We start from the raw sequence: 11,023 nt of genomic DNA, 5'->3' as shown, positions 1-11,023 counted from the left end.
GTTCTCGTTTTGACAAATTGGCCAGGAACTTCTTGAGTTTTCTCTATCTCGTCAGTGCTCTCTTTTGGCTCAAATGAAAGATCAACACAACCTAGGCCAGCTTTCTCAGGGCCGAAAAGGTGTTCCTGACACACAAACACATCCTGTTTACCAATGAGGTGAGTTAAAAATTATTAAACACTCAGGAGTAATGTATCCCTCGTCAAGGGATCCCTTAAGTACAGCCCCTCTCCTATCGGCCTCCTTCAGTTCAGGTAGCTGGATAAGGGCAAGCATTACCAAGTATTATGGGTTGTCAGCCAAGGGATCCCGGCAGGAAACACAAGCAGGGTAGACAGATAGGTATGGGGTGTTACGGCGGCCAAACCACTCGTAGCGGTGATCTCGGATCTGTTCGTAGCCTCGATCCCCCAGAAGCTTCAAGCCGGGGAAGTTGCGGTAAAAAGCCAGCCACAGCTCCCCGCCCGGCAGAAGAGCAGCAATCTGTTCAACGGCGGCGGATCCCTGCCAACGGCGCTCCGGCTGCTCCAGGTCGATGAGGATCATCCCCAGCTCCACCTGCTCCGGCGGGATCCCCCATTGGGCCAAGGCAGAGGCATCTTGCATGGGGGCATAGCAAAACCGTTGCCCGCGATCCAGTTGCTCCAAGAGCTGAACGCCGGTGGCACAGAGGTTACAGAGGCCGTCGTAGATGACCAAGTAGGGCATGGCGGGATCCCTCAAGCAACCGTTGCAGGCCGACCCAAAATCTGGGCTTGGTACTGGGCTTCTGTAAGCAGTTGCTGAGGCTGCCGTTGCAAGAACAGCCGACCCATGAGGTGATCGTATTCGTGCTGGAAAATCCGTGCCGGGAAGTCCTGCCAAATCACTCTCTGCTGGACGCCTTCCGGAGTGTAATACTCCACCTCCACTTCGCGGGCGCGGGCCACCAGACCACGGCAATTGGGCACACTCAAGCAGCCTTCCCAACCCAGCACCTGTTCAGAACTGCAAGCCAGCAGACGGGGGTTAACCATCACCAAAGGCTGCATTTGCGGCGCTTCCGGGTAGCGGGGATTGGGACGAGAGGCCACGATCAGCACTTGGAGCAGGGATCCCACCTGAGGAGCAGCCAAGCCCACCCCCTGCGCCTCTTTCAGGGTAGCCAGCATGCCTTCTATGAGATCTTGCAAGGCCGGCGTTTTGAACTCCGTCACCGGCTCGGCCACTTGCGTCAGGATGGGATCCCCCAATTGGCGTAGGCGAAAAGTCATGGCTTGCCCCAAGCAATTCTTCTTCTCAGTCTAGCGGGGATCCCTGAGCAGCCTAGCGGCTCTTGCCAGTAGCCACCAGTTCCAGGGCCAGCTTGGAGCGCTTCAGCCCTTCCGGGATGGGGATGGGGTAGTGGCCGGTAAAGCAAGCGGAGCAGAACGAGTTGGGATCCCGGCCCGTGGCAGCCAGCATGCCTTCCCAGCTCAGGTAGGCCAAAGAATCCACTCCAATCTTCTCGGCGATTTCCTCTACGGAATGCTGGGCGGCAATCAATTGATCCTGGCTATCGGTATCGATGCCGTAGAAGCAGGGATGGGTGACTGGGGGGCTGGAAATGCGCATGTGGACCTGGGTAGCCCCCGCCTGGCGCAGGGCCTTGACGATTTTCTGGCTGGTGGTGCCCCGCACAATTGAGTCGTCCACAATAACAATCCGCTTCCCCCCCAGCACATCTTCCAGGGGGTTGAGCTTCAGGCGAATGCCCCGCTCCCGCATGGATTGGGTGGGCTGAATAAAGGTGCGGCCCACGTAGCGATTTTTGATCAGCCCTTCGGTGTAAGGGATCCCCAATTGGCGAGCATAGCCAATGGCTGCCGGCGTGCCGGAATCGGGAACGGAGATCACCCAGTCGGCCTCTGCCGGGGCCTCCTTGGCCAGTTGTTCTCCCAGCCGCACCCGGTAGGAGTAGAGGCTTTCCCCGTGCATCCAACTGTCTGGGCGGGCGAAGTAGATCATCTCGAAGATGCACAGCTTGGGGGTGGCCTCCGCCCAACGCACCGATTGCAGCCCCTGACGGCTGATCCACACCAACTCTCCCGGCTCCACCTGCCGCAGAGGGTCGGCCCCAATGATATCCAAAGCACAGGTTTCTGAAGCCAACACGTAATGCAGCGGCTCGGCCTCGGGGTGGCTGAGGGTGCCGTCGCTGCAGATGATCTCCAGCATCTCTGACTGCAGCAGCTCATCCAGAGCGGGGTTGCTGCTCAAAAGCCCCAACACCAGCGGACGCACCCCATAGGGATCCCGTGCCCCGATCAGGCCCTCTGGCGTGCCGATCACCAGACTAAAAGCCCCCTGACAGCGGCGCAAAGCTTGGCAAGTGGCCGCGATCCAATCTTGACCTTGGTTCACCGCCTGGGCAATGGCGTGGGCAATACACTCGGAGTCGGTGCTGCTGGTTAGGTGCCGGTCGGCGGCCTCCAGTTCCTTCCGCAGCTCTTCCGCATTGACCAAATTGCCGTTGTGGGCCAGAGCCAGCGGCCCCAGGCGAGTCTCCACGATCACCGGCTGAGCATTGGCCACGCGGCTGGATCCAGTGGTGGAGTAGCGGGTGTGACCAACCGCCAGATCCCCGGTCAGTTGGGCCAAGTTCACTTCATCGAAGACCTGGGAGACCAAGCCCATCGCCTTGTGAACCCGGCAAAAGGATCCCTCAAAAGTGGCGATCCCTGCCGATTCTTGGCCGCGATGCTGCAAGGCAAATAGGCCAAAGTAGGCCAGCTTGGCCACCTCCTCTCCTGGAGCCAGGATGCCAAAGACCCCGCAAGCCTCTTGCAGCTCTTCCCGGGCATACCCCGCCCCGCTGATGTTTTCTGAGGGGTACAGGGCATCAACGCCAACGGCAGTCTGCCCCTCTGCTTCTCCACAGCCAGAAGATGGTTCTGCTCCCGCCCTTGCTGCCATGGATCCTCGTCTTGCTGTCACGCTTACCAGTCTAACTCGGCCCAGGTCATTCCCCTCTATCTGGCTTCACCCCCAAAGGGAGAGTCCACAGGTGGGGTTTGCAAAAAACTAATGCTCTATCTATAGTGTTAGCAGCGTGTGAGACGCTCCTGCTTTTGCGGCTGAGGAAGCAGGTTGGCCGGGTTTTTGAGTTGAATGCCACCGAAGCTCGGCTCTCCTAGAACCGGCAGGATCCCAAAGCTTTGTGTTGTGAGGAGTCAAACCCCATGAGACAGCAGCCCCATAGGTTCCGTCAGAGCTGGACGTTAGCAGCCCCTGTGATCAAAACCAGTGTGGCCGCTCTTCTGTCGTTGTCGCTGGTGGCCTGCCAGGAAGATGCCCGCGAACAGCCTGCGGTTACCATCACGCCGATCTCGGTGGTGGCCCCAACGCCCACTCCTTTCGTCATCCCCAGTCCTGTCCCTACGCCGCTGCTCACCCCAACCCCCACTTCCACTCCCCTCTTTAATCCTTTCCCCACTCCCAGCCCCTCTCCCACCGCTTCCTTTGCGGCAGAGCCGCCTTCGATTGCCGTGGTGTCGCTGACGGACGCGCGACAGACAGTACCCTTCAACGTGCTGGTGGCCGTGACGACTCCTGCGGGTTTGGGGGCCGGCATCAGTTTCCGGGTGGAAATCCGGCAAAGCCCCCTCACCCTCACCTTTGATTTCACTGCCGCTGCCGTCGGCTGTCAGCCCAACAGCAAAACCTGCATCGGCACCATCCCCATCACCATTCCCACTTCTGCTCCCACCGGGGATTATGAAGTGACGGCAATGGTGGCGGATACCCAGGGCCGAATCGCTTCGGCCAAAGCTCCCTTGCGGGTGTTGCCCGCGCCCAGTCCCTCCCCTTCGCCAACGCCGACCGGCACCCCTAATCCTTTTCCTTCGGTGTCGCCTTCGCCTAGCCCCAGTCCCTCTCCCCGTCCCAGTCCTTCGCCGACGCCCAGCCCGAGAAGCTCCTAACTCCCTCGATCCGTTTCTCCTGTCGATGCTCAGGGCTAAGGTAGCTCTTGAAGAACTTGCTTCAAAGTGGTGACTAAGCGTTCAATGTGGGTTTCCTGGATAATCAAAGGTGGGGAGAGAGCGATGATATCGCCTGTGGTGCGAATCAATACCCCCCGCTCGTAGCAGCGCAAAAACGCTTCAAAAGCCCGCGCTGTCGGTCGGCCAGGGATCCCTTCCAATTCAATTGCCCCCACCAAGCCGAGGTTGCGTACATCGATGACATGAGGCAAGCCGCGCAGGGAATGGAGAGCCTCTTCCCAGAGGGGGGCAAGGCTGGCAGCCCGCTCGAACAGGCCTTCTTCTCGATACAGGTTCAGGGTAGCCAAGCCGGCGGCACTGGCAACCGGGTGGCCGGAGTAGGTGTAGCCGTGGAAAAACTCGATGGGGCTCCAGGACAGCGTCCTGCTGTTGTCCCCTGGACGGTGCAGGTCATCAGCGGAACCAGCAGCCTCCATGAAGGCGCTGTAGATCTCTTGCTTGACAATCACCGCGCCCATTGGGATGGTGCCATTGGTGAGGCCCTTGGCACAGCAAATCAGATCCGGCACCACTCCGAAATAGTTGGCCGCAAAAGGGGATCCCAGACGCCCAAAGCCGGTGATCACCTCATCGAAGATGAGCAGAATGCCGTATTTGTCGCAAATGGCCCGCAGCTTTTCCAAATAGCCCACCGGCGGCAGCAACACCCCCGTTGAACCGGCAACCGGCTCTACGATCACCGCTGCAATCGTGCTGGCATCGTGGAGAGCGACGATCCGCTCCAAGTCTTCTGCCAAGTGGGATCCCCAGCGAGGCAGGCCGCGGCTAAAGGCGTTTTGCTCCAGGTTGTGGGTGTGGGGTAGGTGGTCTACGCCGGGAATGAGGCTGCCAAAAAACTTGCGGTTGTTGGAGATGCCCCCGACCGAGATGCCCCCAAAGCCAACGCCGTGGTAGCCCCGTTCCCGGCCAATCAGCCGCTGCCGGGATCCCTGTCCGCGTAAGCGATGGTAGGCGATGGCCATTTTCAGGGCCGTATCCACCGCCTCAGAGCCAGAGTTGGTGAAAAAAACGTGATCCAGTCCGGCAGGAGTGAGCTGGATGAGCTGCTCTGCCAGTTGAAAGGCTTTGGGATGGCCCATTTGAAAAGCTGGGGCGTAGTCCAGTTGGGCCACCTGCTGTTGGATTGCTTCCACAATCGGGGGACGACAGTGGCCAGCATTCACACACCACAGCCCGGCAGTCCCATCTAGGATTTGGCGGCCATCGTGGCTGGTGTAGTACATGTCTCGGGCGGCCACCAACAGGCGCGGGTTGGCTTTAAATTGCCGATTGGCCGTAAAGGGCATCCAAAAAGGCTCCAGATTCAGCTCCGCTTGCAGGGCGACGGCTGCTTTCTCCAGGGTTTCTTGCATGGCTGGCCCTCCGGCAGTAGACGAGATTTCAAGCTGGCGAAGATAGAATCCCTAGATATTGGATAATTTTGAAAGGGGCTCCATCCTGCTAACGGGAACGATAGAGCAATCCTAATCGGCCTGGGAGGCCTCTGGAAAGTTAGTATCTCCGCTCCTGAGGGGGAAACCGGGTGATCACCACGGGGCGATAGCTGATCTGAGGGGATCCCTCGCGAAAGGCAGCCAAGGTGTGTTGTAAAAACCGTTGATCATCCCGTTGGGGGTAATCTTCCCGCGCGTGGGAGCCACGGCTTTCCCGCCGTTCCAGGGCGCTGGCGAGGATCAAAGCCCCCACCGTCATGAGGTTGTCCAGCTCCAGCGCTTCGATCAGCTCGGTGTTCCACACCTTGCCCCGATCGTCCAAGCGCAAATCCCGCTCGTAACGCTGGCGGATCTGTTGCCATGTTTGGATCCCTTCTTGGAGAACCGATTCGGTGCGGTAGACGCCGCAATGCTCGGTCATGCAATCTTGAAATTGCCGCCGCACCTGATCAATGCGGCTCTTCCCTGATCGTTCCAGGAGCCCGGCAATCCGGCTGGCGGCCTGTTTGAGCAGGGATCCCTCGTCCACTTTCGGCAAGACTCGACCTCTGACGGCTTCTACCAGGGCTGCCCCTGTGCGCCGCCCGAAAACAACGCACTCCAGGAGAGAGTTGCTGCCCAGCCGATTAGCCCCATGCACCGAAACACAGGCCGTCTCACCGGCAGCGAACAGCCCTTCCACACGGGTTTGGGCATCCCGCAGTACCTGCCCCTCCACCGTCACCGGGATCCCGCCCATGCAGTAGTGCACCGTCGGTCGCACTGGAATGGGATCGACAACCGCATCGATGCCCAAGTGGCGATGGGCCTCCTCCCAACAGAAGGGCAGCCGAGTGTGGATCTTTTCTGCCCCCAGATGCCGCAGGTCTAAGTAGACAAAATCTTTGCCGTCAATACCGCGCCCGGCCCGCACCTCCGTAACAATCGCCCGCGAGGTGATGTCCCGTGGGGCCAATTCCATCTGGCTGGGGGCATAGGCGGCCATGAAGCGCTCCCCCTTCCCATTGATCAGATAGGCCCCCTCTCCGCGCACTGCCTCTGAGATCAACACCCCCACCGGATACAGGCCCGTGGGATGAAACTGCACAAACTCCATATCCTGCAGAGGCAGGCCGGCCCGCGCCACCATTGCCATGCCATCGCCGGTGGAAGCAAAGTCGTTGGAAGTGGAGTTGTAGATGCGCCCATAGCCGCCTGTAGCCAACATAACCGCCTTGGCCCGCACCACCTCCAGCCGCCCGCTGGCCTGCTCCAACATCACCACGCCCTGGACTTGGTTTTCTGCCAGGATCAGATCCAGCACATACCATTCGCTGTAGAGTTTGACCCCAAAGCGCTTGAGGTTGCTCACCAACTCGTGTAAAATGGCGTGCCCGGTTTTGTCGGCGGCATAGCAGGTGCGCGGGTGGCTGTGTCCCCCAAAGGCCCGCTGGGCAATGCGGCCATCCGGCAGGCGGGAGAACAAGACCCCCAGGTGTTCCAGGTCAATGATCACCTCAGGGGCTTCCCGGGCCAGAATCTCCACCGCATCTTGATCCGCTAGGTAATCGGATCCCTTGACGGTATCGAAGGCATGAGCCTCCCAGGAATCTTGCGGATCAACATTTTGTAAGGCGGCGGCAATGCCCCCTTGGGCTGCTACCGAGTGGCTGCGAATGGGATGGGTTTTGGACACCAAGGCCAGGTCGAGGTTGGGATCCCGTCGCATAGCTTCCAAAGCCGCCCGGCAACCGGCCAGCCCTCCCCCAATGATGACGATGTCGTGCTCCAGCATGGATGCAGGCAAGCTCTCGCAAAGGATGTCCGCCACAGCTAGGATGGCGTTTTCCCATTATGGCCGGCCCCAGCAGCCTCTCCAGCAGCACCTGAGTATAGCTCGTTATCAGCAGCGGTGCGGTGCCGTATGCTTACCACTTTCTGCTGTAAACTACCCGACTCCGACCGCTAAAGCGGTACGGAGCGGGCTTTCAGTAGCCCTGAGCCTGCTCTGCTCCACCAGAGAACAAAACAGGCCCGAACCTCTAGGCTGGTTTACGACAGCCCCCAAAAGCGCAATCACCTTCGCACCGTTAAAATCCGCATCCCCTTCCCAACCGCAGTGCCCGCATTTGAACTGCTTACCCTTGCGATAGGATTGAGCGGAGTCGGGATGAATATGCAGGCACTTGTGGCAGATCTGCGAGGTATAGGCCGCAGGGACAGCTACCACTTTGACACCCGCCCTCACAGCCTTGTATTCGATAAACCGCCGCAGCTGGTAGAACGCCCAGCTATTGCTACGCCGCCGCTCCTCACGACTGCGGGGGTGTTGATTGGTGCGTTCTCGAATGCCGCTTAAGTCCTCAATGGCAATGCAGGCAGAAAGAGATTGAGCTGCTTTAACGATGCGCTTAGCGATACTGTGGTTCACCCAAGCTTGAAAACGTCTCTCTTTGCCAGACAGCCGTTGCAGCAGTTGACGGCATCGCCGCCTGCAACTGCGGGTGCCCTTACTGGCCTTGCGCTGAAGAGACGCTCTTAACCGACAGTAGTGATCTCGGACTTTGTTCAGCTGCTGTCCATTCCAGTTGTCTCCTTCGGAGGTATGGGCAATGTCTCGCCGTCCCAGGTCAACACCAATCACCTTGTCGGTGTTCTGTTGCTTGGGGGGCTCTGCCTCGACACAAATCTGGATGGAGTAGGAGCCGTCCTTCCGCTGGACTAGGGTGGCCGATTTGGGGTTAGAGCCAGCCAGCATTCCCCTCTGGTAGTTGCCAATGGCTAGCTCAAAGCGTTCTCTTCCATCAACCGTGGCAAGCGACACTGTCCAGTCTTTCTCGCGAAACGAGAAGATACGTGCATCGTAGGTAACGAACCTACGCTTGAACTCTTTAACTGGACGGTTGCGCTGTCTCGCCACTTTGCGAGCGCCGGCCACCCGTCTGCAGACCTGCTGGGCCAGATTACTGGACAAGCCAAACCGAGCGCGAATCTGGTAATAGCAAAGGGATTGGAGTTTGACTGCGTTGACTACTTTTTCTGGTGTGTTTTGGTTGACCCAGTTCAACGCCTGCACAAAGGCATCCATTGTCGCGTCCAATTTGGCGGCTTGCGACTGGGACACCTTGAGCTTGCAGGAGACGGTCAGGGCTTGGGTCATGGTTCTATCATAACTTCCGCATTCCTCCCGACACTGACCCTACGGGTACAGTGCGGGGCTCCTGCGATTTCTAGCTGACGCTGCGAAACTTCGGGTCTTTGCTCTCTCGAAAGGCCAACCCTGCCTCTTGAATGGCGTTCCGCTTGAGGTGGCAGGGATCCTCTTTCACCCACTGCGGCAGGTCAGTGCAGGATGATGTCCCCCAGCTTTCTAGCTGTTTTTGGAGCCCCCTGCTATCGCGAACGGCACAGCTGGTCTTTGTGGGCAACCACAAACGTATGCAAGCAGACACCAAAGTAATGGCCGGATTAGAGTCAGGCTCCTCTAGCGGGCCAGGTACCGTTCCAAGCGTCCCTGGAAAAATGACAAGATTAACGTCAGCAGCCAGTACCACAGCGCTGCCACCACCAAAGCCTCGAAGAAGTGCTGGCGCGGCAAACCTGCCTGTCGAGCCCGGCCCATCAACTCCTGCAAAGCAATGGCACTGGCTAGGGCAGTGTCTTTCTGCATGGCGATGAATTGGTTGCCAATGTCGGGTAGGACAATTCGGAAAGCTTGCGGCAAAATGATGCACCACAGGGTTTGCCAGGGCTTAAGCCCCAGGGCATAGGCAGCTTCCCGCTGCCCGACGGGAATGGCTTGGATCCCGGCCCGGAAGATCTCGCTCATGTAGGCGCCATAGTTCAGGCTCAAGGCCAGCACTGCCGAAGTGAACGAGCCGAACACCAGACCCAGTTGCGGCAAAGCCTGGTAGATGAACAAAAACTGCAGAAATAGAGGTGTGCCTCGCATCAACGAGACATAGAGAGCGGAGAGGCTGCTCAGAGGGGCAATCTGGGAGAGGCCCGCCAGTGCCGACAAAAAGGCCAAGGTGGTGGCACAGAGGATGGAGACCAAGGACAGTTGAAAAGTAGTGCCCACCCCTTGCGAGATGAACCACCACCACTCGCGCACAAAGTTGCCGTTGAGACGCAAGGTACGGATGGGGATCCCGGCCAACTCCAACTGTACCCCGCTGAAGGTGAACACCAACAACAGCAGCCACAAAACCAACCACAACCCCTGGGCCACCGGGAACGGGATCCCTTTTCGAATCCGGGGCGGTGGGTAAATGGGCTGCTCCAGTGGGATAGAGTCTTTGCTCACTCAGCTTTTTTCGTCAGATCAATGCCGTAATACCGCTTCGAGAGGGCTGTTAGCGTGCCGTCCGCATGCATGGATTCTAAGATTTCGTTAATTTTGGCTTGCAAGCTCTCGGAAGGGGCAGGGCTGGAGCGATCCAAGGCCACAGCCAAGGCTTCGTAGTAGACCGGATCCCCCAGAGTTTTCAGGGGCAGCCCTTCCCGAATGGCGTTTTCAGCCGTCGGCAAAGCTGTCAAGACTGCATCCAGGCGGGTGCCATCCCCCAGTGCCAAATCCTGCAGAGCCAGGCTATCGGTGTCGTAGATGCGAATGTCCACCCGCGGGGCCGGAACTTGGATGGTCTCTCCTTCCAGAGTGAGGTTGCCCTCCAGGTAAGCTTGGTAGGTGGTGGCGGTGCCCACCCCGACTCGCTTTCCTTCCAAGGCGGCGATATCGGTCAGGGTCGAGGCTTGGTGGACCACGAAGCTGGCGGGGGTGTAGTAGTAGGGAATGGTAAACAGCAGAGCTTTCTGGCGCTCGGCAGTTACGGTCATGGAGCCGACATTGACATCCCAGCGGCCATTCCAAGATCCGGCGGTGATGACATCAAAGTTGATATCCAGAAACTCAGCCTCTACCCCCAAGCGCTTGGCGATCTCGCGCGCCACATCCACATCAAATCCTTCCCAACTGCCGTCGGGATTGAGGTAGCTCTGAGGCCGGTAATTGGAGTCGGTGGAAACCCGGAGTACCCCGCGCTCTTGAATTTGAGCCAACAGGTCTCTGCTTTGGGCCAGCAGGGATCCCTGGTGTGTGCCTAGAGCCCAGCATCCGGCTAGGGTCAAGCAAAGAGCTTGTAGGGATCGGCGTCGAGAAACAGACATCGGCAAAACCTCAGATGAAGGTGAAGGGCAAACCCATTGGAATCCATCCAAGCTATCCAAGGCTGTCACAATTCCCGTTGCAAGGTAGTATCACCTGACACTGCCGCTTTGGGTGGCTATTCCCGACTGGGGCGAGCGGGTCGCAATTCTCCAAACATGCTCTAAAAAAGGCAAATCAACTGTCTCAGGATTGAGCTTATGAATCCCAATTGAGATTGAAATATCTCCTCCAGAAAGGCATCCCCTGAGACTTGCGATCAAGACTCGTGCTGTGTTGCCCGGGGGGCAATCCGTATCCCTCTGTGGGCAACGGAGAATCGACGTTCTGGGTACAGCCTTTTAATTTAAAATAGGGTACAGGTATTCAAGAGGAAGGAGAGAAAGGAATGCCGACTCATTCTTTGGATTTGCGGCAAAGAGTTG

Annotated in this window: 9 protein-coding genes and 1 pseudogene; 1 reads left to right on the top strand and 9 read right to left on the bottom strand. The window is 58.4% G+C overall.

Features of this window, described 5'->3' with window-relative positions; all coding sequences use genetic code 11:
* Window positions 1-285: 285 nt before the first annotated feature.
* The 3 genes from ACVWXF_RS13680 to purF are packed head-to-tail and all read right to left on the bottom strand — an operon-like array spanning window position 286 to window position 2,934.
* Entirely contained in the window at window positions 286-708 is a 423-nt protein-coding gene (locus ACVWXF_RS13680) for a thiol-disulfide oxidoreductase DCC family protein (RefSeq protein WP_457474664.1), read from the bottom strand.
* A gap of 11 nt (window positions 709-719) precedes the next feature.
* Window positions 720-1,253, bottom strand: a complete 534-nt coding sequence (def, locus tag ACVWXF_RS13675) for a peptide deformylase (protein WP_457474663.1) — start codon at window positions 1,251-1,253, stop codon at window positions 720-722.
* Between the two features lie 52 nt (window positions 1,254-1,305).
* Entirely contained in the window at window positions 1,306-2,934 is a 1,629-nt protein-coding gene (gene purF / locus ACVWXF_RS13670; protein ID WP_457474662.1) for an amidophosphoribosyltransferase, read from the bottom strand.
* Window positions 2,935-3,251: 317 nt separating this feature from the next.
* Here purF and ACVWXF_RS13665 point away from each other — a divergent pair, with 317 nt between their 5' ends.
* Window positions 3,252-3,941, top strand: coding sequence for a hypothetical protein (locus tag ACVWXF_RS13665; RefSeq protein ID WP_457474661.1), 690 nt, complete (start codon window positions 3,252-3,254; stop codon window positions 3,939-3,941).
* Between the two features lie 35 nt (window positions 3,942-3,976).
* Here ACVWXF_RS13665 and ACVWXF_RS13660 read toward each other — a convergent pair whose 3' ends face one another.
* The 6 genes and pseudogenes from ACVWXF_RS13660 to ACVWXF_RS13635 form a co-directional block, all read right to left on the bottom strand.
* Entirely contained in the window at window positions 3,977-5,374 is a 1,398-nt protein-coding gene (locus ACVWXF_RS13660) for an aminotransferase class III-fold pyridoxal phosphate-dependent enzyme (protein WP_457474660.1), read from the bottom strand.
* 139 nt (window positions 5,375-5,513) lie between these two features.
* A complete protein-coding gene (locus tag ACVWXF_RS13655; protein ID WP_457474659.1) occupies window positions 5,514-7,229 on the bottom strand; it encodes a succinate dehydrogenase/fumarate reductase flavoprotein subunit in 1,716 nt (571 codons plus the stop codon).
* Window positions 7,230-7,382: 153 nt separating this feature from the next.
* A complete protein-coding gene (locus tag ACVWXF_RS13650; protein WP_457474658.1) occupies window positions 7,383-8,594 on the bottom strand; it encodes an RNA-guided endonuclease InsQ/TnpB family protein in 1,212 nt (403 codons plus the stop codon).
* Window positions 8,595-8,670: 76 nt separating this feature from the next.
* Window positions 8,671-8,824 (bottom strand): annotated as a pseudogene (locus ACVWXF_RS13645) (RNA-guided endonuclease InsQ/TnpB family protein); the annotation flags it as partial.
* A gap of 94 nt (window positions 8,825-8,918) precedes the next feature.
* Window positions 8,919-9,740 carry an amino acid ABC transporter permease gene (locus tag ACVWXF_RS13640; protein ID WP_414388318.1) on the bottom strand — a complete coding sequence of 274 codons (822 nt, stop codon included), beginning with the start codon at window positions 9,738-9,740 and terminating at the stop codon, window positions 8,919-8,921.
* Window positions 9,737-10,600 carry an ABC transporter substrate-binding protein gene (locus ACVWXF_RS13635; protein ID WP_457474657.1) on the bottom strand — a complete coding sequence of 288 codons (864 nt, stop codon included), beginning with the start codon at window positions 10,598-10,600 and terminating at the stop codon, window positions 9,737-9,739. The genes ACVWXF_RS13640 and ACVWXF_RS13635 overlap by 4 nt, the downstream gene beginning before the upstream one ends.
* Window positions 10,601-11,023: the final 423 nt, after the last annotated feature.

This window comes from Thermostichus sp. MS-CIW-40 (assembly GCF_054058315.1).
This window is presented reverse-complemented; position numbering and strand designations above follow the sequence as displayed.